General features: G+C 66.8%; 23 protein-coding genes. 5 read left to right on the forward strand and 18 right to left on the reverse strand.

The window, feature by feature from the left end:
- Nucleotides 1-22: 22 nt before the first annotated feature.
- From purH to KHO41_RS14635, 10 genes are all read right to left on the reverse strand, one after another.
- Entirely contained in the window at nt 23-1,594 is a 1,572-nt protein-coding gene (gene purH, locus KHO41_RS14590) for a bifunctional phosphoribosylaminoimidazolecarboxamide formyltransferase/IMP cyclohydrolase (RefSeq protein ID WP_211953987.1), read from the reverse strand.
- A 22-nt stretch (nt 1,595-1,616) separates the two neighbouring features.
- Complete coding sequence (locus KHO41_RS14595; protein WP_211953988.1) at nt 1,617-1,850, reverse strand: Fis family transcriptional regulator; 234 nt, start codon at nt 1,848-1,850, stop codon at nt 1,617-1,619.
- On the reverse strand, nt 1,847-2,911 hold the full coding sequence (dusB, locus tag KHO41_RS14600) for a tRNA dihydrouridine synthase DusB (RefSeq protein WP_211953989.1): 1,065 nt from the start codon (nt 2,909-2,911) through the stop codon (nt 1,847-1,849). Before dusB ends, KHO41_RS14595 begins: the two co-directional genes overlap by 4 nt.
- 284 nt (nt 2,912-3,195) lie before the next feature.
- The gene (locus KHO41_RS14605) at nt 3,196-4,434 is read right to left on the reverse strand and encodes a UbiH/UbiF/VisC/COQ6 family ubiquinone biosynthesis hydroxylase (RefSeq protein WP_211953990.1); all 1,239 of its coding nucleotides are present in this window, start codon (nt 4,432-4,434) and stop codon (nt 3,196-3,198) included.
- A complete protein-coding gene (locus tag KHO41_RS14610; protein WP_211953991.1) occupies nt 4,415-4,894 on the reverse strand; it encodes a hypothetical protein in 480 nt (159 codons plus the stop codon). The genes KHO41_RS14605 and KHO41_RS14610 overlap by 20 nt, the downstream gene beginning before the upstream one ends.
- Nucleotides 4,891-6,285, reverse strand: coding sequence for an aminopeptidase P N-terminal domain-containing protein (locus tag KHO41_RS14615; RefSeq protein ID WP_211953992.1), 1,395 nt, complete (start codon nt 6,283-6,285; stop codon nt 4,891-4,893). Before KHO41_RS14615 ends, KHO41_RS14610 begins: the two co-directional genes overlap by 4 nt.
- A gap of 80 nt (nt 6,286-6,365) precedes the next feature.
- The gene (gene murU, locus KHO41_RS14620; RefSeq protein WP_211953993.1) at nt 6,366-7,103 is read right to left on the reverse strand and encodes an N-acetylmuramate alpha-1-phosphate uridylyltransferase MurU; all 738 of its coding nucleotides are present in this window, start codon (nt 7,101-7,103) and stop codon (nt 6,366-6,368) included.
- Nucleotides 7,100-7,423: an AzlD domain-containing protein gene (locus tag KHO41_RS14625; protein ID WP_211953994.1), complete on the reverse strand. Its 324-nt coding sequence runs from the start codon at nt 7,421-7,423 to the stop codon at nt 7,100-7,102. Before KHO41_RS14625 ends, murU begins: the two co-directional genes overlap by 4 nt.
- The gene (locus KHO41_RS14630; RefSeq protein WP_244873848.1) at nt 7,420-8,127 is read right to left on the reverse strand and encodes an AzlC family ABC transporter permease; all 708 of its coding nucleotides are present in this window, start codon (nt 8,125-8,127) and stop codon (nt 7,420-7,422) included. Before KHO41_RS14630 ends, KHO41_RS14625 begins: the two co-directional genes overlap by 4 nt.
- 80 nt (nt 8,128-8,207) lie before the next feature.
- A complete protein-coding gene (locus tag KHO41_RS14635; protein ID WP_211953996.1) occupies nt 8,208-9,242 on the reverse strand; it encodes an aminoglycoside phosphotransferase family protein in 1,035 nt (344 codons plus the stop codon).
- Between the two features lie 160 nt (nt 9,243-9,402).
- Here KHO41_RS14635 and KHO41_RS14640 point away from each other — a divergent pair, with 160 nt between their 5' ends.
- Genes KHO41_RS14640 through trpS form a run of 5 tightly spaced genes read left to right on the forward strand, consistent with a single transcriptional unit; the run spans nt 9,403 to nt 16,346 of the window.
- A complete protein-coding gene (locus KHO41_RS14640) occupies nt 9,403-11,835 on the forward strand; it encodes an LPS-assembly protein LptD (RefSeq protein ID WP_211953997.1) in 2,433 nt (810 codons plus the stop codon).
- 9 nt (nt 11,836-11,844) lie between these two features.
- On the forward strand, nt 11,845-13,344 hold the full coding sequence (locus tag KHO41_RS14645; protein ID WP_211953998.1) for a peptidylprolyl isomerase: 1,500 nt from the start codon (nt 11,845-11,847) through the stop codon (nt 13,342-13,344).
- A 32-nt stretch (nt 13,345-13,376) separates the two neighbouring features.
- Complete coding sequence (pdxA, locus tag KHO41_RS14650) at nt 13,377-14,420, forward strand: 4-hydroxythreonine-4-phosphate dehydrogenase PdxA (RefSeq protein WP_211953999.1); 1,044 nt, start codon at nt 13,377-13,379, stop codon at nt 14,418-14,420.
- Nucleotides 14,421-14,434: 14 nt separating this feature from the next.
- Nucleotides 14,435-15,271, forward strand: a complete 837-nt coding sequence (gene rsmA, locus KHO41_RS14655; protein WP_211954000.1) for a 16S rRNA (adenine(1518)-N(6)/adenine(1519)-N(6))-dimethyltransferase RsmA — start codon at nt 14,435-14,437, stop codon at nt 15,269-15,271.
- Nucleotides 15,272-15,314: 43 nt separating this feature from the next.
- On the forward strand, nt 15,315-16,346 hold the full coding sequence (gene trpS / locus KHO41_RS14660; protein WP_211954001.1) for a tryptophan--tRNA ligase: 1,032 nt from the start codon (nt 15,315-15,317) through the stop codon (nt 16,344-16,346).
- 235 nt (nt 16,347-16,581) lie between these two features.
- Here the strand turns inward: trpS and KHO41_RS14665 are convergent, their stop codons facing one another.
- The 8 genes from KHO41_RS14665 to glyQ form a co-directional block, all read right to left on the reverse strand.
- On the reverse strand, nt 16,582-17,487 hold the full coding sequence (locus KHO41_RS14665; RefSeq protein ID WP_211954002.1) for a DMT family transporter: 906 nt from the start codon (nt 17,485-17,487) through the stop codon (nt 16,582-16,584).
- A gap of 11 nt (nt 17,488-17,498) precedes the next feature.
- Nucleotides 17,499-17,906 carry a lactoylglutathione lyase gene (gloA, locus tag KHO41_RS14670; RefSeq protein ID WP_211954003.1) on the reverse strand — a complete coding sequence of 136 codons (408 nt, stop codon included), beginning with the start codon at nt 17,904-17,906 and terminating at the stop codon, nt 17,499-17,501.
- A gap of 111 nt (nt 17,907-18,017) precedes the next feature.
- Nucleotides 18,018-18,878 (reverse strand): M48 family metallopeptidase, encoded by an 861-nt coding sequence (locus KHO41_RS14675; RefSeq protein ID WP_211954004.1) that lies wholly within the window; start codon nt 18,876-18,878, stop codon nt 18,018-18,020.
- Nucleotides 18,875-19,624 (reverse strand): lysophospholipid acyltransferase family protein, encoded by a 750-nt coding sequence (locus KHO41_RS14680; protein WP_211954005.1) that lies wholly within the window; start codon nt 19,622-19,624, stop codon nt 18,875-18,877. The genes KHO41_RS14675 and KHO41_RS14680 overlap by 4 nt, the downstream gene beginning before the upstream one ends.
- Before the next feature lie 40 nt (nt 19,625-19,664).
- A complete protein-coding gene (gene gmhB, locus KHO41_RS14685) occupies nt 19,665-20,243 on the reverse strand; it encodes a D-glycero-beta-D-manno-heptose 1,7-bisphosphate 7-phosphatase (RefSeq protein ID WP_211954006.1) in 579 nt (192 codons plus the stop codon).
- Nucleotides 20,244-20,288: 45 nt separating this feature from the next.
- Entirely contained in the window at nt 20,289-22,421 is a 2,133-nt protein-coding gene (gene glyS, locus KHO41_RS14690) for a glycine--tRNA ligase subunit beta (RefSeq protein ID WP_211954007.1), read from the reverse strand.
- 35 nt (nt 22,422-22,456) lie between these two features.
- The gene (locus tag KHO41_RS14695) at nt 22,457-23,086 is read right to left on the reverse strand and encodes a hypothetical protein (protein WP_211954008.1); all 630 of its coding nucleotides are present in this window, start codon (nt 23,084-23,086) and stop codon (nt 22,457-22,459) included.
- Complete coding sequence (glyQ, locus tag KHO41_RS14700; RefSeq protein WP_211954009.1) at nt 23,083-24,021, reverse strand: glycine--tRNA ligase subunit alpha; 939 nt, start codon at nt 24,019-24,021, stop codon at nt 23,083-23,085. Before glyQ ends, KHO41_RS14695 begins: the two co-directional genes overlap by 4 nt.
- Between the last annotated feature and the right edge of the window lie 181 nt (nt 24,022-24,202).

The following is a 24,202-nucleotide window of genomic DNA, read 5'->3' on the forward strand; positions in this document are numbered from 1 at the left end:
GCTCTTTTTTTTCTCGCCTTGATTAGTGGCGGAAATGGCGGGTGCCGGTCAGGACCATGGCGATGCCGCGCTCGTCTGCGGCGGCGATCACTTCGTCATCGCGCATCGAACCGCCCGGCTGGATGACGCAGGTTGCGCCGGCGTCTACCACGACGTCCAGGCCATCGCGGAACGGGAAGAAGGCGTCCGATGCCACGGCCGAACCTGCCAGCGTCAGGCCGGCGTTCTGCGCCTTGATGCTGGCGATACGTGCCGAATCCACACGGCTCATCTGGCCTGCGCCGACGCCGAGCGTCATGCCGCCGCCGCAGAACACGATGGCGTTGGACTTGACGAACTTGGCGACGCGCCAGGCGAACATCAGGTCGTCCATTTCCTTCGGCGTCGGATGACGGCGCGTGACCACGCGCAGTTCGGACGGCTGCACGTTTTTGGCGTCCGGGCTCTGCACCAGCAGGCCGCCGCCGACGCGCTTGAGGTCATACTGGTTGATGCCCTTGGCCAGCGGGATTTCCAGCAGGCGCACGTTCTGCTTGGATGCGAACACGGCGCGCGCGCCGGCGCTGAACGACGGGGCGATCAGCACTTCGACGAACTGCTTCGCCACGGCCTGGGCCGCGGTTTCGTCGAGTTCGACGTTGAAGGCGATGATGCCGCCGAAGGCCGAGGTCGAGTCGGTCTTGAAGGCCTTGTCGTAGGCTTCGAGCGCGTTGGCGCCGACAGCCACGCCGCACGGGTTGGCGTGCTTGATGATCACGCAGGCCGGCGTGGTGACGTCGAACGACTTCACGCATTCCCAGGCCGCATCGGCGTCGGCGATGTTGTTGTACGACAGTTCCTTGCCCTGCAGCTGCACGTAGTTGGCCAGTGCGCCATCCACGGCCTTCAGGTCGCGGTAGAACGCAGCCGACTGGTGCGGGTTCTCGCCGTAGCGCATTTCCTGGACCTTCTCGAAGGCCAGGTTCAGCGTCTGCGGGTAGGCGCTGCGGGCCTGGTGCGACTTGTCGGCGCCGAGGCTGGTCAGGTAGTTGGTGATCGCACCATCGTACTGCGCGGTGTGCGCGAACACCTTGGTCGCCAGGCGGAAGTTGGTGTCGTAGCCAACCTTGTTGCCATTGGCGCGCATTTCGTCGAGCACCACGGCGTAGTCGACCGGATCGACGATCACGGTCACGTCGCGGTGGTTCTTGGCGGCCGAGCGCAGCATGGTCGGGCCACCAATGTCGATGTTCTCGATCGCGTCGGGCAGCGTGCAGTCATCCTTGGCCACGGTCTGCTGGAACGGGTACAGGTTCACCACCAGCAGGTCGATCGTCGGGATGTCGTGCTCGGCCAGCGCGGCCATGTGCTCGGGCAGGTCGCGGCGCGCGAGGATGCCGCCGTGGACCTTCGGGTGCAGCGTCTTCACGCGGCCGTCGAGCATCTCGGGGAAGCCGGTGTAGTCGGCCACTTCCGTGACGGGCAGGCCGCTGTCGGCCAGCAGCTTGGCGGTGCCGCCGGTGGAAAGCAGCGTGACGCCGAGCGCGTTCAGTTCGCGCGCGAATTCGACGATGCCGGTCTTGTCGGAAACAGAGAGGAGAGCTTGCTTGATCATGGCTGTACGAAACGCTTCAAATTCAAAGTAAACCGTGCAGCTGCAACTTCTTGCGCAGCGTATTGCGATTGATGCCGAGGTAGGCGGCGGCCAGCGACTGGTTGCGCTCGGCGCGCACCATCACGGCTTCGAGCAACGGGCGCTCGACTGCCTCCAGCACCATGTTGTACATATTGGAAGGCACTTCGCCGTCCAGATCCCGAAAGTAGCTATCCAGGCTGTCCCGGATGCACTGGTCGATAGCGTTGCGGCTCATGCGGCAAGCAACTCCCCTTTGTCGTTGTTGTTGTTCGTTTCTTCTCCACCGGCATCTGCCTCATCGACATAGACGAGCCGGTCTGACCATTGCGCCTGCTCATCGAAGAAGGCGTTGACCGCGGCCAGTTGTTCGCCGGTGCTTTCCAGCGTGTTCATGCGGTGGCGGAACAGGTTCGCGCCACGCAGCCCGCGCGTGTACCACGCGATATGCTTGCGCGCCGTGCGCACGCCGGTGAACTCGCCGTAGAACGCATAGTGGTCTTCGAGGTGCGCGTTCATGATCGCGCGGATCTCGGCCACTTCGGGCGACGGCAGCAGCTCCCCGGTTTTCAGGAAATGCTCGATTTCACGGAACAGCCACGGCCGGCCCTGCGCCGCGCGGCCGATCATGATGGCGTCGGCGCCCGTCAACGCGAGCACCTGCTTGGCTTTCTGCGGCGTGGTGATGTCGCCGTTGGCCACCACCGGAATGCGGAGGGCGGCCTTGACCGCGGCGATGGTCTCGTACTCGGCATCGCCGTGGTACAGGTCCGCGCGCGTGCGGCCGTGGATGGTCAGCATGCTGATGCCCGCGTCTTCCACCATGCGCGCGATGCGCAGCGCATTGCGGTTCTCGCGGTTCCAGCCCGTTCGGATCTTGAGCGTGACCGGCACGCGGTCGCCGACGGCGGCGACCACGGCCTCGACAATGCGTACCACCAGCGGCTCGTTCTGCAGCAGCGCGGAGCCCGCGGCCACATTGCAGACCTTCTTGGCCGGGCAGCCCATATTGATGTCGATGATCTGCGCGCCGCGATCGACGTTGTAGCGCGCGGCCTCGGCCATCATGCCCGGCTCGGCGCCGGCGATCTGTACCGAGATCGGTTCGACCTCGCCGGCATGGTTCGCGCGGCGCATGGTCTTCTCGCTTTTCCACAGCTGTGCGTTCGACGCCACCATCTCCGACACCGCATAGCCCGCGCCGAGCTGCTTGCACAGCTGGCGGAAGGGCCGGTCCGTCACGCCCGCCATGGGGGCGACAAACAGGTTGTTGCGGAGTTGGTGTGGTCCGATCTGCACGTTGGATGAGCGATTCCGGCCAGCGCTGTTCCCTGCGGCACGCGTGCTGCGCAACGCAAAACAGGACCGCCTGGCGGCGTAACTGGAGTGAAACGAAAAAACACACCCGTGCCGAAACGGCTGTCGGCAATGTTCACGGGCATGAGCGAGGGCTGGATTCTACCGCCAAACGACTGCTGCTGCCCAAGAATTGAGCATCAAAGCAAGTGGCGAAGTCCGAAAATGCCTCGAATAGATTACCTGGCGCATGGCGGGAGCCGCTCTCGCGGTCCCGTCATGGCGGATCATCGGCGCATGCCGTACATCATGTGCCGCGCCAACGCATGCTTGAGCGGCGGCATGCAAGCCAGCGCCGCCAAGGACGCGCCACGCGCATGCGCGGCCAGCGGGGAAGGGATGCCGAACACGCGCGGCAGCAGGTCGGTGACGCCAATCGTCACAGCTCGGTCCAGCCTGTGGCGGGATGCGAAGGCCTGCAGTGAGCGCGGCGAGCAGCCGGCACGCAGGGAATCGGCGAGCGCAAAAGCATCGCGAAGGCCCAGGTTCAGGCCCTGGCCCGCCACCGGGTGTAGCGTCTGAGCCGCATTGCCGACTGCCGCGATGCGGCCTTCGACCGTCACGGGCGCGGCATTGAGCCCGAGCGGGAACGCGTGGCGCTTGCCCGCCAGCGTGAAGCGGCCCAGGCGGTCGCCAAACACCGCATTCAGCTCCGCCACGAACTCCGCATCGCTCAGCGCGATGCGCCGCGCTGCCTGATCGGGCGGGCAGCACCAGACCAGCGCGTAGCCGTCGATGCCGTGCTCGTCATAGGGCAGCAGCGCCAGCGGCCCTTCCTCGGTGAACCGCTCCCAGGCCCAACCCGGCCGTGGCCGCGAGCACGCAACGTGGCCGATCACCGCAGTCTGGCGGTAGTCGCGATGCCTTGCGCCGTGGCCCGCATGCGCGACCTGCTGGTGAAACAGGCCGCCTTCGGCCTGGATCGCGATGCGCGCGGTAAAGCGCGCCACCTGACCGTCGGTCGCCGTGCCGGTGAGATGGACCGCGCCGCTCATCGCATCGATGCCGTCGAAGTCGCCGCCGATCAGCGGGTCCTGCTGCAGGTCATCGATGCGGGTTTCGAATATACGGAGCAGGCGCGACTCGCCTGCCTGTTGCGCGGCCCGGCCGAGCGCGCGCTCGAGCACGTTGCACAGCTCGCCATAGCGCACCACGTAGCCCAGCGCCGGCACCCCATAGTCCTCGTGGTGCAGCTTCACATGGCCCAGGCGCCCGCGCTGCGAGACATGGATATGCTCGATCGCCGTACCGGCGACAGGCCACGCGCCGATCTGCTCCAGCAACTGGCGGCTGCCGTGGGACAGCGCGATGGCGCGCGGGTCGCGCGCCGCGCGCGCCGGCGTGGCGGCGTCGATCAGCGTGATGCGCCAGTCGGTGGCCAGCAGCAGCTGGCAAGCCAGCGCCAGCCCTACCGGTCCGCCACCGACGATGGCGATGTCGCGGACTTCAGGTTCGGCCTGCGTCATTGCCGGCACTCCCGTCCGTATTGAGGTCCGAGGTGGGTTCCGCCGGCGCGCCGCGCTTCCAGCAGACCGCGTCGGAGCGCGACTTGCCGGCCGAGGCATCGCGCAGCGCGTTGTCGAGCTTCTGCTGGTTGAAGCCGGGCAGTGCCTGCAGCCGTTCCAGCAGGGCGGTGGCGTTGGCGGCGTCCATCGGCGTCACGCAGCCCTGGCCGCTGTCTGCGGCGCCGATGAGGATCAGCCAGACCTTGCCCGCCCACGGCGATGCGTTGGACACGCGCACCACGACACGTTCGAGCGTGTCCCACATGACTTCCTCGCGCTGGCCGTCGGGGCGGTGCACCACGATGCGGTCATCGTAGAGGTTGATCACGAACGGTTCGCTCGGATCGATGTGGCGCTTCACAGGCGGGTTATGCGGCGTTCCGGTATTGCCGGGGAACAGTCGGCGCAGCCATCCGATCATGCCTTGCCTCCGTTCAGGGTGTTGCGGTCGCGCATCAGGGCTTCGATCTCGTCGGCCTTGACCGGCACGCCGCGCGTGATGATCTCGCAGTCGCCGTTCGTGACCACGGCATCATCCTCGATGCGGATGCCGATATGCCAGTAGCGTTCGGGCACGTCGTCGGCCGGGCGCACGTAGATGCCGGGTTCGACCGTTACCACCATGCCCGGCTCGAGCGGCCGCCACGGGCGTTCGCCGTCTGCCGCGGGCGCGGCCGAGCGGTACTCGCCTACGTCATGCACGTCCATGCCGAGCCAGTGGCCGGTGCGGTGCATGTAGAAGCGGCGATAGCTGCCGCTGGCCAGCACGTCGTCGAGCGTGCCGTCCTTGTTGCGGTCGAGCAGGCCGGTGTCGAGCATGCCCTGCGCGAGCACGCGTACCGCGGCATCGTGCGGCACGTTGTAGGGCACGCCCACGCGAGTCTCCGCAATGGCGGCCTCCTGCGCGGCTACCACCAAGTCATAGAGTTCGCGCTGGGCCGGCGAGAAGCGGCCCGATACGGGGAACGTGCGCGTGATATCGGAGGCGTAGCCATCGAACTCGCAGCCCGCATCGATCAGGCACAGATCGCCGTCGCGCAGCTCGGCAGGACCCGCGCGGTAGTGCAGCACGCAGGCATTGGGACCGGCCGCGACGATCGAGTTGTAGGCCACGCTCTGCGCGCCGTGGCGGCGGAATTCGTACAGCAACTCGGCTTCCAGGTGGTATTCGCGCAGGCCGTGACGCGTCGCCTGCATGGCGCGCACGTGGGCGCCTGCGGAGATTTCGCCGGCGCGGCGCATGGTGGCCAGCTCGCCGGCATCCTTGATCAGCCGCATTTCGTCGAGCAGCGTGCGGATGTCGGTCGCCACCGACGGCGCCGCGACACCCGCGCGGCCCTGCATGCGCACCGCGTCGAGCCAGCGGCGCACCTGCATGTCGGTGCGCGTCGAGGCCGCGAGCGGATAGGCGAGCTGAGCGCGGTTGGCAAGCAGGCCGGGCAGGATCGCGTCGATCTCTTCGACCGAATGCGCTTCATCGAAGCCGAAGGTCGCGCGTGCGCCTTCGGGGCCGTAGCGGAAGCCGTCCCAGATCTCGCGCTCTTCATGCTTGGGGCGGCAGAACAGGATGCTGCGGTCGGCCTCGGTACCCTGGCCGGCGACCAGCACCAGTACGGACTCGGGCTCGGTGAAGCCGGTCAGGTAATAGAAATAGCTGTCGTGCCGGTACGGATAGTCGCTGTCGCGGTTGCGCATGGCTTCCGGCGCCGTGGGCAGGATGGCCACGCCACCGCCGCCACTGCGCAGGTGCTGCAGCACGCGCGCGCGGCGATCGCGGCAGGCGGACAAGAGGGCTGAATCGGGTGCGGACATAGGATCGCCAACTGTGTAGGGGGAATGCATCAGATTCTAACGCCGCCGGCGCACATGGCCCGGCGGGGCCGGCAAGCGGCTCAGGCGCCGCTTGCGATGGCGGTGGTGCGCGCAGCGACAGCGTCGTTCAGCGCGGCGAGCTGCGCAGGGGTGCCGACGTTTTCCCAGCGGCCGTCGAAGCGCTCGCCGGTGGCTGTGCCTGCCGCAATGGCTGCGCGGTAGCTCGGCGTCATGGCGACCTTGGTGCCTGGGGCAATGTCGGTGAACAGCCGAGTGTCATAGAGGCCAATATTGCCGAACGTCAGACGCTCGGCGTCCGGCGCTGCATCGAGTGCAAGCAGGCCGTCGGGCCTGAGCGCGAAGTCGCCTGCGGGGTGGAACGGCGGGTTCGGCACCATCACCAGATGCATGCGCGGCGACGGCGCGCCGGCCATTTCGCTAGCACGTGGCAACAACGTGCGGAAGTCATACTCACAGAAGATATCGCCGGAAACAGCCAGGAAGATCTCGCCGCGTTCCGGTGCCTGCGACAACAGCGGCAGCGCCTTGGCGATGCCGCCGGCGGTTTCGAGCGCGCTGCCTTCTGCCGAGTACGCGATGCGCGCGCCGAATCGGCTGCCATCGCCGAGCGCCGCTTCGATCTGCTCGCCGAGCCACGCATGGTTGATGACGATGTCGCGCAGGCCCGCGCGCACGAGCGCCTCGATCTTCCAGACGATCAGTGGTTTGCCGCCGATCGCCAGCAGCGGCTTGGGGCAGGCGTCGGTCAGCGGGCGCATGCGGTCGCCGCGGCCCGCGGCAAAGATCATGGCTTTCAAATCAGGGTCTCCATGGCGAGCAGGGTGGCCATGCCGCCAATGATGGTCCAGCCGATGCTGCGCGTGCGCGCGGCGATCACGATGGCGACCAGGCCGGCCACCAGCCTCGCGTTGAACGGGCTCACGTACAGTTCACCGCTTCGCATCAGCAGGTCGGGCGCGATCAGCGCGGACAGCATGGCCGCCGGCACGAACTGCAGCGCGGTACGGAACCATGCCGGCAGCCGCACGCGGCCCTCCACGGCGATGAACGACAGGCGGATCAGGAACGTGGCCAGCCCCGCGCCAAGGAACACCCAGAGCAAGGTCAGCGAACTCATGCTGCCTCCTTGCCGACGGCGGCCTTGCCTGCCGGGCGCTTGCCGGAGATCTTGCCGCGGCCGAGCAGCAGCATGCCGGCGGCAATGCCGCCCAGCGCCGCGACCATCAGGCCGAGCTTGTGCGGCATGCCGAAGCAGGCCACGGCAAGGGCAGTGGCCACCAGCGCCGCTGCCACCTGTGCACGGTGCTTGAGGCCCGGCACGATGATGCCGATGAACGTCAGCGGCAAGAAAAAGTCGAGCGGCCAGTCGCGCGGCACTTGCGCGCCGACCAGTACGCCGGCCAGCGTCGAGACCTGCCAGCTTGCCCACAGCGCGAAGCCGCCGCCGAAGTAGTACCAATGGCGATAGCGCTGGCGCGGCCCGGTGTCGGCCAGCCGGTGCGTCATCGCGGCGAACGCCTCATCGGTCAGCAGATAGGCAATCAGTGCCTTCCAGCGGCGCGGCAGGTGCGCGAGCGTCGGCGCGATCGTGGCCGAGTAGAGCGCATGGCGCAGGTTCACCATCGCCACCGTGACCGCGATGACCAGTGCCGGCGTGCCGGCCGACCACAATTGCGTGAGGATCATCTGCGACGCGCCGCCGAACACGATGGCGCTCATCGCGCAGGCGAGCCACGCGGGCATGCCGGCGCCGACTGCCAGCACGCCATAGATCAGGCCGAACGGCACTACGCCCAGCAGCATGGGCGCGAGCGCGCGCATGCCGGCCCACCACTCGCCGGAGCGGGTGATGGTCTCGGAGCTTTCAGGAAGGCCGGTAGGGGGCACTGCTCGGCCCCCGTTCAGAACGTGTAGCCGGCCGGGCTTGCGGCGCCTTCGAGCGCGTCGAGCAGGCGGATCAGTTTGCGCAGTTCGGTGTAGCGGCCGGCGACCTGGCGCGTGTACTTGAGCACCAGCGGCAGGTTGGCGAGATAGCCGTCCTTGCCGTCGCGGTGGTACAGGCGCGCGAAGATGCCGAGCACCTTCAGGTGGCGCTGCAGGCCCATCCACTCGTAATCGCGGTAGAACTCGCCGAAGTCGGCGTTCACCGGTAGCCCGGCCTTGCGCGCGCGCTCCCAGTAGCGGATCAGCCAGTCGAGCTGCTGTTCCTCGTCCCATTCGATGTAGGCATCGCGCCACAGCGACACCGCGTCGTAGGTGATCGGGCCGATCACGGCGTCCTGAAAGTCGAGCACGCCGGGGTTGGTGCCACTGGGCAGCACCATCAGGTTGCGCGAGTGGTAGTCGCGGTGCACGTAGACCTGCGGCTGCGCGAGGTTGTTAGCGAGCAGCGTATCCATCACTTCGCGCAAGTCGGCCTGCTGGGCGTCGGTCAGCGTCGCGCCAAGATGCTTGGCGATGTACCACTGCGGAAACAGGTCCAGCTCACGCTGGAGCAGGGCGCGGTCGTAGGCGGGCAGCTCGCCGGCACGGGTCGCGGCCTGGATACGGACGAGGGCGACCGCCGCGTCGGCGTACATGCCGCTGGCGGAGGAGTCGTCGAGCCGCGACAGATAAGTCTGGCTGCCCAGGTCGGCCAGCAGCAGGAAGCCTTGGTCGAGATCCTGTTCGAGCACCGTCGGCACCGTGACGCCAGCGGCGCCGAACAGTGCGGCGACATGGACGAACGGCCGGCAATCTTCATGCGAAGGCGGCGCATCCATCACGATGGCGGTCGGATGCGCGGCGTTGCCTGTGCTCACGCGGAAGTAGCGCCGGAAGCTCGCGTCGGACGAAGCGGGGGTGCAGGAATCGGGGTCGATGGACCAGTCCGGACCGAGTCCGGACACCCAGGATTTGAGCTGGTCCAGGCGTGGGTCGTGAAGAAGTGCTGCCATGCCGGAAATGGAGAATTGGTTGCCCCGTATAATACCCGACCAGACCCGGGCGCCGGGCGGCCCCCGGGAGGGGCCCACCGTTGCCCCGCAGCCTGTTCCGTGGGGGGCTGGCGGCTAGCAGGCAAGCCGTCGCCGCCGACGTGACTGACAACCCGCTCGCATGACCGAACAACGACGATCACCGAACAAACGAGCCAACAAGCCGCCTGCGCTTTCCGGCCTATCCAGCCGCACCGGCCGGCTGCCTGCCAGCGCCCTGCGGCCGCTGGTGCTGGCCATGGCCGGCCTGTCGGTGGGCGCGCACGCCCAGATGTCCAGTTCGGCGGTGCCAGACATCGACCAGACCGAGTCCGTGGTGGAAACCGCCCCGGAAGTGCCGTTGGCGCCGCCTGTGTCCGGCGAGCTCGTGCCGCGCCTGGCCGAGCCCGCGAAAACCACCCAGCCTGGGGAAAATCCACCGGCATTCGTGTCGGGCGACCGGCTCACCGGCTACAACGAGCGTGGCGTAGTGCTCGAAGGCAATGCCGAATTGCGCCGCGGCGGCGCCGTGGTCAAGGGCGACAAGCTGACCTACGACCAGGACACTGACGAAGCCTTCGCGCACGGCAATGCCCGCGTGTCGCGCGGCGGCGCGCTGGCCGTGGGCCCCGAGGCTCGTATGAAGGTCGAGGCGAACGAGGGGTACATGCTCTCGCCCGACTACTACTTCCAGCAGACCGGCGGTACGGGCAAGGCCGAACGCATCGACTTCGTGGACAAGGACCGCAGCGTGATCAAGCGGGCCACGTACACCACCTGCTCGCCGGACAACGCCGACTGGTACTTCAGCGCACGCCAGCTCGACCTGGACAGCGATCGGCAAGTAGGCGTGGCATACGGCGGCGTGCTGCATTTCTTCGACGTGCCGATCGCGGGCGCGCCGGTGTTCAGCTTCCCGCTCAACGACGAGCGCCGCAGCGGTTTCCTGTCGCCGCTGTTCGGCTACGGGTCGAAATCGGGCCTCGACGTCACGCTCCCGTACTACTTCAACATTGCGCCGAACCGTGACCTGACGCTGTATCCGCGCATCATGACGTCGCGCGGTTTCATGCTCGGCGGCGACTACCGGTACATCGGGCAAGGTTATTCGGGGCGGCTGCGCGCTGAAATCCTGCCGGACGACCGCCAGACCAACACCAACCGCTGGTCCTATTCGTTCCAGCATAACCAGAACCTGGCGAAAGGGCTCAACGCCTACCTGAACCTGAACCGGGTATCGGACGACAGGTATCCGGACGACCTGACGCGTACCGTGGCGCAATCGACGCAGCGGCAGTACATCCAGGAAGGTGGTGTCACGTATAACTGGCAGGACTTCACAGTCCTTGCGCGTGTGCAGAAGTTCCAGACGCTGTTGCCGAGCGGACCGTCCTACGAGCGCGAGCCGCAGCTCAACGGCAAGTACCTCCGCTATGACCTCGGCGGCTTCGACGTGCAGGTGGAGGCCGACTACACGCGTTTCCGCATCCCGCTGACCTCGACGGGCTTCCAGCAGCCGCAGGGCGAGCGCATGTTCGTGCAGCCGACCATCAGCTACCCGATCGTGCGGCCGGGCTGGTATGCGACGCCGAAGGTCATCTTCAATGCGACGCAGTACCAGATGGAGGCGCAAAGCAATACGCCGACAGCGCAGAACAACCTGTCGCGCACGGTCCCGACCTTCAGCTTCGACTCCGGCATGACCTTCGAGCGCGACGCGCCGACCATGAGCCGATTGTTCGGGGTCAACTATCTGCAGACGCTCGAGCCGCGGCTGTTCTACGTCTACACGCCGTTCCGCGACCAGAGCCAGTTCCCGCTGTTCGATACCGTGCAGTCGGACTTCGGCTACGGCCAGATCTTTTCCGAGAACCCGTTCACCGGCTATGACCGCGTAGCCGACAACAACAAGCTTACGGCAGGCCTGACCACTCGCCTGATCGAAGCCGATACTGGTGTCGAGCGCTTCCGCGGCACCATTGCGCAGCGCTACGACTTCACGGGGCAGCGCGTGCAGATCAACGGCACGCTGCCCGATCCGAAGGCCGGTAGCTCCGACCTGCTGGCGGCCACGACCATCCAGCTGTTCCGTGGCTACTACGTGGATGCAGGCATCCAATACAATCCGGATTCGGAACACATCAACTACTCGAACCTGGCGTTCGCGTGGCGTCCGGAGCCGCGCAAGCTGCTCAATATGGGCTACCGCTACCGCCGCGCCACGTCGGTGACGGATAACACCGCCATCGACCAGTTCGAAATTTCCGGCCAGTGGCCCATTACCCAGCGCGCCTATGGCATAGGCCGTTTCGCGTTCGACCGCAATGCAAACCAGATGGTCGATGCGCTGGCCGGCCTGGAATACGCGGCCGACTGCTGGGTGGGGCGCGTGGTCTACCAGCGTTACCGCAATACCACGCAGGGCTATACCGGCCGGATCTTCCTGCAGGTGGAGTTCCGCGGACTGTCGAAGATCGGCTCGAATCCGCTCGATATCCTGCGCCTGAATGTTCCTGGGTACGAACCCGTCACCGCCAAGCCGGTGCCGACGACCCAGTTTGATCACTATGAATGACGGATTACGATGAAACGTCAAGAATTCGCCTTGTTTTCCCTGACCCTGATGTTGTCGCCGTGGCGCCGCGTTCTACTGCCGGCCGTGCTCGCTGCCATGGCCGGCCCGGCCCTGGCCCAGCTCAAGGCGCCTTCGCAAGCGCCGCGCGCCACAGGCATCTTCGTGCCGCAATCGTCGGATGTGGCGGTGCCGTCGAGCCAGCCGCAACTCGGCGTGCCGCAGCCGAGCAGCGGCGGGAAGCGTTCGCAACTCGTCGATGAAGTGGTCGCGGTGGTCAACAACAGCGTGATCACGCGCCGCGAACTGCTCGACCGTGCCGACGAGATCGAAGCGCAACTGCGCACCGCCAACCGGCCGGCGCCGCCGCGCGCGGACCTGCTCGGCGAAGTGCTCGAGCGCCTGATCATGGAGCGCGTGCAGACCCAGGCCGCGCAGGATGCCGGCATCAAGGTGACTGACCAGGAACTGGACCGCGCGATCGAATCCGTCGCACAGCAGAACCGCCTGAGCGCGACGGAACTGCGTCGCCGTGTCGAGGCCAGCGGCATGACGTGGACCAAGTATCGCGACGAACTGCGCAAGCAGGTGCAGGTGATCCGCCTGCGCGAACGCGAAGTGGACTCGAAGGTACAGGTCTACGACGGCGAGATCGACAACTACCTCGCCGCGCGTGGCGGCCAGGGCGCGGCGGCCACCGGGCCGACCGAGTTCAATGTGTCCCAGATCCTGTTGCGCGTGCCGGAGAATGCCTCCGATGCGCAGAAGCAGGAACTCAAGACCAAGGCCGAGCAACTGCTCAAGCAGGCGCAGGGCGGTGCCGACTTCGCCCAGCTCGCGCAAGCGAATTCCCAAGGGCCGGAAGCGGCGCAGGGCGGTGCGATGGGCTTCCGCGAAATTGGCCGCCTGCCGGCGCTGTTCGCCAATGCCGTGGTCGACCTGCAGCCGGGCGCCGTGGCGCCCGAGGTGGTGGAAAGCGCCAACGGTTTCCACATCCTGAAGCTGACCGCCAAGCGCGCGGCGCCCGCGTCGGCCTCGGCCTCCAGCCCGGCCGCCGCATCGCGCATCACGCAGACCCAGGTCCGCCACATCCTGATCCGTACGGGCCCGAACATGCCCGAAGCCGAGGCGCGCCGCCAGCTCGGCACGCTGCGTGACCGCATCACGCACGGCGGCGACTTTGCCGACGCCGCCAAGCGCTTCTCGCAGGACGGCTCGGCGCAGGCCGGCGGCGATCTGGGCTGGGTCTCGCCTGGCGAACTGGTTCCCGAATTCGAGCAGGCCATGAACCGGCTGCGTCCCGGCGAGATCTCGGAGCCGGTGGTTACGCAGTTTGGCGTACACCTGATCCAGGTACAGAACCGCCGCGAAACCGAAATGGCCCCCGAGAAGCAGCGCGACTTCGCGCGCGCCGAAATCCGCGAGCAGAAGCTGCGCGCGGCCTATGATGACTGGGTGCGCCAGCTGCGTTCGGCGGCGTACGTCGAGTACCGCGTCAACCGACAGCGCTGACGTACCCTCGCACCCGCCTCACGACCCGCGACATGCCCGACCCGCTTGCGCTAGCCATTTCTACCGGTGAACCCGCCGGTATCGGCCCCGACATCACCATCGGGGCGTTGTTGCAGCTCGCGGGTCAGAACGGGCACGCCCGTTACCATGTGCTTGGTGATGCGCACCTGCTGGCTTCCCGGGCCGCGGCGCTAGGCGTGGTGCATGCGTGGGAGCGCCGCATCGCCGAGGGCGAAGTGGTCATCCATCATGTGCCGCTGGCCGTCGCGTGCGACCCGGGCCGGCTCGATGCGCGCAACGGCCCGTATGTGCTGGCGATGCTTGATGCTGCGATTGCGGGCTGCCGCACGCATGCCGGCGCCCCCGCGCGCTACGCGGCCATGGTCACGGCGCCCGTGCAGAAGAGCACGATCAACGATGCCGGCGTGCCGTTCACCGGCCATACCGAATACCTCGCCGAGGCCGCGGGCGTGCCGCGCGTGGTGATGATGCTGGCCGGCCCCCAGCCGGCGCATGCCAACGCCATGCTGCGCGTGGCGCTGGCCACGACGCACCTGCCGCTGCGCGCGGTGGCCGACGCCGTAACGGTGCCGCTGCTGATCGAGACGCTGTCGATCATCGACGCCGACCTGCGCCGCTGGTTCGGCATTGCACGCCCCCGCATCCTGGTGACCGGACTCAATCCCCACGCGGGCGAGAGCGGCCACATGGGGCGCGAGGAGATCAACGTCATCGAACCAGCGCTGGCGCAGGCGCGCGATGCCGGTATCGACGCGCGCGGCCCGTATCCGGCCGACACGCTGTTCCAGCCGCGCCACCTGCGCGACGCCGACTGCGTGCTGGCGATGTACCATGACCAGGGGCTCGCGCCCCTGAAGTACGGCACGTTCGGGCACGGCGTGAACATCACGCTGGGCCTGCCCTTTATCCGCACCTCGGTCGACCACGGCACCGCGCTCGACCTGGCCGGCAGCGGCCAGGCCGAGCACGGCAGCATGATCGAGGCTATCCGCAGTGCGGTGACCATGGCCGGGCATGCCAACGGCAGGCATGCTTCAGCCAGGCCGCCACACTAGTGGTGTATTCCTCCATGCGTTCAAACATGCACCAGGGCCACGTGGCCCGCAAGCGATTCGGCCAGAACTTCCTGGTCGACGATTCCATCATCCACGGCATCGTCAATGCCATCAATCCGCTGGCCGACGATGTGCTCGTGGAGATCGGCCCGGGCCTCGGCGCGCTGACCGATCCGTTGCTCGAGCGCGTGCCGCAGATGCAAGTGGTCGAGCTGGACCGCGACCTGGTCGAGCGCCTGCGGCGCCGCTATGGCGACCGCCTGCAGGTCCATGCCGGCGACGCGCTGGCCTTCGACTTCGGCAGGCTCGCGGTGCCGGGGCGGCCGTTGCGCATTGTCGGCAACCTGCCGTACAACATTTCGAGCCCGCTGCTGTTCCACCTGATGGACTACGCCGACCACGTGCACGACCAGCACTTCATGCTGCAGAAGGAAGTGGTCGACCGCATGGTGGCGGAACCGGGCAGCAAGGCCTTCGGCCGCCTGTCGATCATGCTGCAGGTGCGCTACCACATGGAGCATGTGCTCGATGTGCCGCCGGGTTCGTTCAATCCGCCGCCGAAGGTGGATTCCGCCGTGGTGCGCATGATCCCGTGGCCGCGCACGGAAAGCGGCCGGCTGCGTTCGCCGCATGCCGATTGCGACATCACCGTGCTCGGCGACCTGGTGACGGCCGCGTTCTCGCAGCGGCGCAAGGTGCTGCGCAATACGCTTTCGTTCCTGCGCGACCAGGTCGATTTCGAGGCGATCGGCTTCGACCTTGGCCGCCGCGCCGAAGAGGTGCCGGTCGGCGAGTACGTCGAACTGGCGCGCCGCCTGGGCGGCGATGCATCCGACAGATCGGCCGCCTGATGGCCGGACCGCTTACATCTCCAAATTTCCGCGAATTTCCGCAATGACAGCCAACACGCAAACCACCAAGCGACCCGTCATCCTGACCGGCGATCGTCCCACCGGCCCGCTGCATCTCGGCCACTACGTCGGCTCGCTGAAGACTCGCGTGCAGCTGCAGGATACGCATGAGCAGTATCTGTTGTTGGCCGATACGCAGGCCATGACCGACAACGCGCACGATCCCGACAAGGTCCGTCGCAACGTGCTGGAAGTGGCGCTGGACTACCTGGCCGTCGGCATCGACCCGACCAAGACCACCATCACGGTGCAGTCGTACCTGCCGGCACTTGCCGAACTGACGCTGATGTACCTGAACTTCGTCACGGTCTCGCGCCTGGAGCGCAACCCGACGATCAAGGAAGAGATCCAGGCGCGCGGATTCGGCCGCGACATCCCGGCAGGCTTCATGTGCTATCCGGCTGCGCAGGCCGCGGACATCACCGCGTTCAAGGCCGACATCGTGCCGGTCGGTGAAGACCAGGCTCCGCTGATCGAGCAGACCAACGAGATCGTTCGCCGCATCAACCATCAGGTTGGTCGTGACGTGCTCAAGGAATGCCAGGCCCTGATTCCAAAGTTCGGCCGCCTGCCGGGCGTCGACGGCAAGGCCAAGATGAGCAAGTCGCAGGGCAATGCGATTGCGCTGGGCGCCAGCCCCGAGCAGGTCAAGGCGGCGGTGCACAGCATGTACACCGATCCGGACCACCTGAAGGTATCCGATCCGGGCAAGGTCGAAGGCAATATGGTGTTCACTTACCTCGATGCCTTTGATCCGAATACCGAAGAAGTCGAAGAGCTCAAGGCGCACTATCGCCGAGGCGGCCTGGGCGACATGGTGCTCAAGCGCCGTGTCGAAGGCGTGCTGAACGAACTGCTGGGCCCGATTCGCGAGCGCCGTGAGCAACTCGCCAAGGATCCGGACTATGTGTTTGATCTGCTGCGCGAAGGGACTAACCGGGCCAAGGCCATTACCCAGCAGACGCTGGATGAGGTGCGGGAGGCGTTGGGGATGTTCTCGTTTGGTAGTCGCTGACAGAGTCAAAGCTGCGAGTGTTGTCTCCCCTCTCCCATTTATGGGAGAGGGGCGGGGGAGAGGGCAGGAGTCCCCACGAAGTGAGGCGCTACTGTGCTTGCCATGCGCCTGCCCTCTCCCCCAACCCCTCTCCCGCAAGCGGGAGAGGGGAGCAAACAAGCTGGCATGCCAGGTTTGTCAGCAATCTGAACGCGCGGGTTCTCCGCGCTTTTTTTTCATGCCTGGATCCTGTGTCTCAGGTACGGCGGTTCACCAGCACGATCCCGCATAGCACCAGCAACGCCGCCACAGCAAACCGCGGCCCCACCGCGTCGTGCATCAGCACCACACCGAACGCCACGCCAAACAGCGGCGTCAGGAACGAGAACACCGACAACCGCGACGCCAGATACCGGCGCAGCAGCCAGAACCAGGCGAGATAGCTCGCAAACGCTATCAGCACCGACTGGTAGAACAGGCTGGCCAGCACCATGCCGTTGACCTGCACGCTCTCGGCCTGTCCAGCCATCAACGCCATAGCCAACAGCAGCACGCCGGATACCGCGAGCTGATAGAGCAACGTCTTGCTGGCCGGCGCACTCGCCAGCGGCGTCGCACGCACGACGACGGTGGTCGCCGCCCACAGCAAGCCCGCCACCACCCCCAGCGCATCGCCAGCCAGCGTGTTGCCGTGCGCGGATGTAGCCGTCATGCCATCGGCAAACGCGAGCACAATGCCGCAGAAGGCCAGCACGACGCCGAGCCACTGGCCACGGTGCAGCCGCTCGCCGGCCACGGCGAAATGCAGCCCGATCGCTGTGAAGATCGGCGCGGTGTACAGGAACACCGCCATGCGCGATGCCGTGGTGTGGCCGAGCCCGACGAAGATACAGAAGAACTCGGCACCGAACAGCAGCCCTGCGAGCAGGCCTGCGCCGAGCGTGCCATCACGCCGCCAGATCGGCGTGCCGCGCCACGCGGCAAAACCGAACACCAGCAGCGCTGCAACGGCGGACCGCACGCCCGCCTGAAGTACCGCGCCCATCAGCGGCGCGGTCAGCTTGATGACGACCTGCTGCAGTCCCCAGGCGGCGCACAGCACCACCATCAGACCGATGGCGGCGCCATCGAGCGGGCGCCGGCTCAGGGTTTGCGCGTCCATGCCGGGCGCGCTCAGGGACGGCCGGCGTCGCGCGTGGAATGGCGCTCGATCAGTTCGATCTTGTAGCCGTCCGGGTCTTCGACGAAGGCGATCACGGTGGTACCGCCCTTGACCGGACCGGCTTCACGCGTGACCTTGCCGCCCGCTACGCGGATGCGGTCGCAGGCCGCGGCGGCGTTGTCGGTTTCCAGCGCGATATGGCCGTAGGCGGTGCCGAGGTCATACTGATCGACGCCGTAGTTGTAGGTCAGTTCCAGTACCGCGGTCTCGCTTTCCGGGCCATAGCCGACGAAGGCCAGGCGGTACTTGTATTCCGGGTTGTCGCTCTGGCGCAGCAGCTGCATGCCGAGCACGCGGGTGTAGAAATCGATGGAGCGCTGCAGGTCGCCGACGCGCAGCATGGTGTGGAGGAGTCGCATTTGAGATGCCCTATGGGTCGGGTCGTTCTTGGAGGGAGTGCGTCATTTTAGTGCGTTTGCGCGAAACGCACCGGCGGACGAGCAGGGCGGCTGCGCGCGCGAAACAACGGCTCAGAACGTCGGAAGCAGCTCGGGCGGATGCGCGCGCAGCTGCGCACGCGCGTCGCGGAATTCCGGGAAGATCGATTCCACGGTTTCCCAGAAGCGCGGGCCGTGATTCATCTCCTTGAGGTGCGCCAGTTCGTGCGCCGCGACATAGTCGATCATCGACATCGGGAAGTGCATGAGCCGCCAGTTCAGGCGGATCTTGCCGTCCGCGGTGCAGCTGCCCCAGCGCGTGGCCGCAGAGGTCAGCGCGAATCCCGTGTGGCGCACGCCCAGGCGCTCGGCGTAGACGTCGAGCCGCTGGGGCAGCAGGCGGCGTGCCTGCTGCTGCAGCCAGCTCTGGACGCGGTCCTTGATCTGTTGCTCGTCGGCGTGCGCGGGGAGCGACAGGTGCAGGATCCGGGTCTCGCCATTGAACAGCACCGCGCCGATTGGCGACTCGAGCGACAGCGTGATGGTTTGCCCGAGGAAGGGCAGGTTGGCACCATCGCGCCATTGCACGGTCGGCAGCACGCGCTTCGATTCACGCTGGCGCCACTCGGCTAGCTTGGTGAAGATCCAGCGCTGTTTCTCGAAGATCGCGGATTCGACGTCGGCGATCGTGACCCAGCGCGGCGCCGTAATCGACAGGCCGCGGTCATCGACGGTGAAGCCGATCGTGCGGCGTGACGAGCGCTTGAGCCCGTAGTGCAGCGTGTGTTCGCCGACCTGGAGCCTGCGCGCATCGGGCTGCCGCGCAGGCCATGCGGCAGCAGTCGGCTCGGGAGCCTGCGGTGCCAGCCCGGCGACGATCCCCTGGCCGCTGTCGGTCAGCGGCAGTTCCAGCTGTGCGCCGGGGGGGTCGTGGGGCGGGCGCAGCAAGCTCATGCAGCGGCTTTCCGGTAACTCTGCGAGTCGATGCGGCGCATGTCGTGCTCGATCCAGTTGCGCACTTCCTGGTTGAGCTGGTCGGCGGTCTTGTTGGCCGACGGGATCGACGGTCCGATGGAGATCGTGATCGTGCCCGGGTACTTGAGGAAGGAGTTGCGCGGCCACACACGGCCCGAGTTCACGGCCATCGGGATCACCCATGCGCCGGTTTCCACGGCGAGCCGGGCGCCGCCGCTCTTGTAGCGCGGATTTTCCAGGCCGGACGGCGTACGCGTGCCCTCGGGGAACATGATGATCCAGGCGCCTTCGGCGAGGCGCTCACGACCCTGCCGTGCGGCGGAGGAGAACGCCTTGGTGCCTTCCTTGCGGTTGATGTGCACCATCTTCAGCATGCCGAGCGCCCAGCCGAAGAACGGCACCAGCAGCAACTCGCGCTTGAAGACGTAGCACAGCGGCTTGGGCATCAGCGCGACATAGGCCACGGTTTCCCACGCGGACTGGTGCTTGGAGAGCAGCACCACGGGCTTGTCGAGCATCTCGTCGAGATGCTGGCGGCCTTCCATCTGGTAGCGGATGCCGCATAGCACGCGCGCGGCACCGATCACCAGGCGGGTCCAGCCGCGCACGAAGTCGAAGCGCCGCGCCGCGTTCAGGAACGGAAACACGATAAAGCAGGTGCACGCGTAGGGAGGCGTCAGTACCAGCAGGTACAGCGCGAACAGAAAGGAACGCAAAAAAATCATCGAGGGGGCGCTTGATAGGGGGCTGGCGAAGCAGCGGGAATCAGGACGAGGTTGCGCGGGGTTGGCCATCGCCGCCGGACAGCCAGCGGGCGAACGCGCGCAGGTCGTCATGGACGCGTGTGCCGGGCGGCAGGCCGCCCTTGTCCAGCGTCTTCTGGCCTTTGCCGGTGAGGACCAGGTGCGGCGTGCAGCCGACCGCCACGCCGGCCTCCAGATCGCGCAGCGAGTCGCCGACGATCGGCACGCCCTTGAGTTCGATGCCGAACCGTTCGCTGATCTGGTCGAGCAGGCCAGGCTTGGGCTTGCGGCAATCGCAACCGTCGGCCGCGGTATGCGGGCAGAAGAACACCGCGTCCACACGCCCGCCGAGGTGCGCCAGCGCCTTGTACATCTTTTCGTGCATGCCGTTGAGCGCGCTCATCTCGAACAGGCCGCGGCCGATGCCCGACTGATTGCTGGCGACAACCACGCGGTAGCCCGCCTGGTTCATCGCGGCGATGGCTTCGAGGCTGCCTTCGATCGGCACCCATTCGTCGGGCGATTTGACGAACTGGTCGCTGTCGAGGTTGATGACCCCGTCGCGATCCAGGACGACGAATTTGGGCGGTGTCTGCGGCATGTCTGGCGTCCGGTTGGCGGTGGCGTGATGGCGTGGGCAGGGCGATCAGGCCGCCAGCTTGGAGATGTCGGCCACGCGGTTGGCCAGCGCGTGCAGCGAGGCCAGCAGTGCGAGGCGGTTGGCGCGCAGCTGCACGTCCTCGGCCATCACCATCACGTTGTCGAAGAAGCCGTCGACGGCTTCACGCAGCTGGGCCAGGTCGCGCAGCGCGCTGGTGAAGTCGCCACGCGCGAACGCGGCTTCCGCTTCCGGACGCACGCGTTCGATGGCGCCGTGCAGCGCGCGTTCGGCATCTTCCTGGAACAGGGCCGGGTTGACCGCGGCGATGTCCTGCGCGGCTTCGGCGTTCTTCTTCAGGATGTTCGTGATGCGCTTGTTGGCGGCGGCCAGTGCCTCGGCTTCCGGCAGCGCGGCGAACGTGCGCACGGCTTCCAGGCGGCCGAGCACATCGTGCAGCTGCTGCGGGCGCAGGCTCACCACGGCCTCGACTTCATTCGTGGTGTAGCCCTTGTCCTTCAGGTAACCGCGCACACGGTCATAAAGGAAGTCGGCAATCTCGTCGGGTGCCGGCTTGACGGCCGGCACGCCGGCAAAGGCTTGCTGGGTCAGCGCGAGCAGCGCGTCGACGGACAGGGCCAGCGGCTTCTCGATCAGCATGCGCAGGATGCCCAGCGCGTGGCGGCGCAGCGCGAACGGATCCTTTTCGCCGGTGGGCTGCAGGCCGATGCCCCAGATGCCGACCAGCGTCTCGAGCTTGTCCGCGAGCGCCACGGCGGTGCTGACGGCGCCTTCAGGCAGCGCGTCGCCGGCAAAGCGCGGGCGGTAGTGCTCGGAGCAGGCCAGCGCCACATCCTCGGCTTCATCGTCGTGGCGCGCGTAGTACGTGCCCATGGTGCCTTGCAGCTCGGGGAACTCGCCGACCATATCGGTCAGCAGGTCCGCCTTGGCCAGTTCGGCGCCGCGCATGGCGGCGGCCTTGTCGACGGCGACGCCCGAGGCATTCATTGCATCGGCGATATGGCCGGCGATCTGCTGCAGGCGCTGCACGCGGTCAAGCTGCGTGCCGATCTTGTTGTGGTAGACCACGCTCGCAAGCTGCGGCACGCGCGAGGCCAGCGTCTTCTTGCGGTCCTGGTCGAAGAAGAACTTGGCATCGGCCAAGCGCGGACGCACCACGCGCTCGTTGCCGGTGATGATCGACTGCGGCGTTTCGGTAGCGAGGTTGGAAACGATCAGGAAGCGGTTACGCAGATGGCCTTCGGCATCGGTCAGCGCGAAGTACTTCTGGTTCGTCTGCATGGTCAGGATCAGGCATTCCTGCGGCACGGCCAGGAAGGCTTCCTCGAAATGGCACGCGTAGACCACCGGCCATTCCACCAGCGAGTTCACTTCGTCGAGCAGCGCTTCGGGCATCACGACCTGGTCGGCCCCTGCGGCCTTCAGCAGTTGCTCGCGGATCGATTCGCGGCGCTGCGCGTAGCTCGCGATCACCTTGCCCTGCTCGAGCAGCGTGTCGGCGTACTGCGTCGCGTGCGCGATCTCGAACGCGCCGTGCGACAGGAAGCGGTGGCCCTGCGTCAGGTTGCTGGCCGGCAGGCCGAGCACGGTAACGGGCACGATTTCGCTGCCGAACAGCGCGATCAGCCGGTGCGCGGGGCGCACGAAGTGCACCGTTTCGCCGCCCGGGCGCTGGTAGCTCATCACCTTCGGGATCGGCAGCTTGCCGATGGTGTCGTCCAGCGCGGCCTGCAGGCCGGCCGCGAGTTCGGCACCCTTGGCGGTGTAGCGGTAGAAGAAGGCCTCGGCCTTGCCGTCGGAGGCACGCTCCAGCGTCTGCCAGTCGATGTCGGCCACGCCGACGGATTTGGCCAGCGCGGCAAGCTTCTTGGCCAGCGGCGCGGTGGGTTCGCCGTTGGCGCCCAGCGCCACGGTCAGCGGCAGGACCTTCTCGCGCTGCTCGCGGTCGGGCGCGCTGCGGCGCACGCCGGTCACCAGCGCGGCCAGGCGGCGCGGCGAAGCATAGGGCGTGACAGCGGCATCGGTTTCAAGCAGGTCGCGCTCGCGCAGGCCGGCGAACAGGCCCTGCGCGAAGGCGTCGCCCAGGCGCGCCAGGGCCTTCGGGGGCAGCTCTTCGGTGAACAGTTCGATCAGCAGCGAGTCGGTCATGGGTTGCGACATGAATCGTTTCCAACAAGTTGTGGCACGCGCTGCAATCAGCAGCGCGGCTCAAGATTAGGTTCGACTCCGGAGAGCAGCCAGAGGCCGTTCTGTTGCCGGAATTGCAGCGTGGTGGACGCGCACTGCGCCACGGCTACGGCACTGGCCGCGCCGTTGCTGGCGGCGCCGCGGGTGCCCGCGGCCGGAAAGCGCGCTTCGATGCGGCGCAGCCGCTTGTCGTAGCGGATTTCGTCGATGCGTCCGCCCACCCAGAAATCTATCTTCGGCGGTAGTTGCGCGGCCGAGTAGTAGGTGCGCACGACGCGGCGTGGCCGTCCATTGCGGTCTTCCGTCTCGACCCAGGTCAGCGGATAGCGGATCGCGCTCTCGTACGCGCGCAGCGGCACCCGGTGCCAGCCAAGATCGCGCGAGCCGGACAGGTCGCAGGCAAACGACCGCACCAGCTGCGTCCACTGGTCGAGCGCGTTCAGCGACGGCCGCCAGTGGCGTGCCATGGCAAGCTGCAGCGCCTGCGGGTCGGCTTCGCAAACGTTGGACAGCTCGGCCGGCAACAGCAGCGCCTGCGGGCTGGGCGCGGCTTGTGCGCGCGCGGCGGCACCAGCCGGCGCCGTCACCACGGCCATTGCCAGGGCGCAGCACAGTGCGCTGCGCGCGAGCACCGTCATGCCTTGGCCCCGCCGCACATCGGGAAGCCCAGCGCTTCACGCGAGTCGTAGTAGGCCTGCGCCACCTGGCGTGAAAGATTGCGGATGCGGCCGATATAGGCGGCGCGCTCGGTCACGGAAATCGCGCCGCGTGCGTCCAGCAGGTTGAACGTGTGAGCGGCCTTGAGCACCTGTTCGTAGGCGGGCAGGGCCAGGCGAGCGCCGGTGACGGCCTGTTCTTCCGTGCCGGTATCCCCCATCAGGCGCTTCGCCTCGCCCTCATGCTCGGCAAAATGGCGGAACAGGATTTCGGTGTTGCTGTGCTCGAAGTTGTACGTCGACTGCTCGACCTCGTTCTGGTGGTAGACGTCGCCGTAGGTCAGGCGGCGCGTTTCGCCGTTCTCTTCCCACTCGGTCCACACCAGGTCATAGACGTTCTCGACCTTCTGCAGGTACATCGCCAGACGCTCGATGCCGTAGGTGATCTCGCCCGTGATCGGCTTGCAGTCGATGCCGCCGACCTGCTGGAAGTAGGTGAACTGCGTCACTTCCATGCCGTTGAGCCAGACTTCCCAGCCCAGGCCCCATGCGCCCAGGGTCGGGTTCTCCCAGTCGTCCTCGACGAAGCGGATGTCGTTCTGCTTGAGATCCAGACCGAGCGCCTCGAGCGAGCCGAGGTACAGCTCAAGGATGTTCTCCGGCGCCGGCTTGAGCACGACCTGGTACTGGTAGTAGTGCTGCAGACGGTTGGGGTTCTCGCCGTAGCGGCCATCCTTGGGACGGCGCGACGGCTGCACGTAGGCCGCACGCCACGGCTCGGGCCCGATCGCGCGCAGGAAGGTGTGCACGTGCGAAGTTCCCGCGCCGACCTCCAGATCGATAGGTTGCAGGAGTGCGCAGCCCTGCCGGTCCCAGTAGGCCTGCAGGGTCAGAATCATTTGTTGGAAGGTCAGCATAGGGGAGGCTAGATCGGGATCCCGCCGCAATGCCGCGCCCTTACAGGCGCGGGCTGCAAATAAAGTGCAGCGGGCGACGCATTCGGTTGGTGCTAAACCCTGAATTCTATCGGTTTTTTAGCCACTGGCCTGCGTTTGCGGGGACACACGCCATGTCGGGCTTTCGCAACGCATGGGGAAA

Origin of the sequence: Cupriavidus numazuensis, assembly GCF_905397435.1 — a bacterium.
Taxonomy (GTDB): Bacteria; Pseudomonadota; Gammaproteobacteria; order Burkholderiales; family Burkholderiaceae; genus Cupriavidus; species Cupriavidus numazuensis.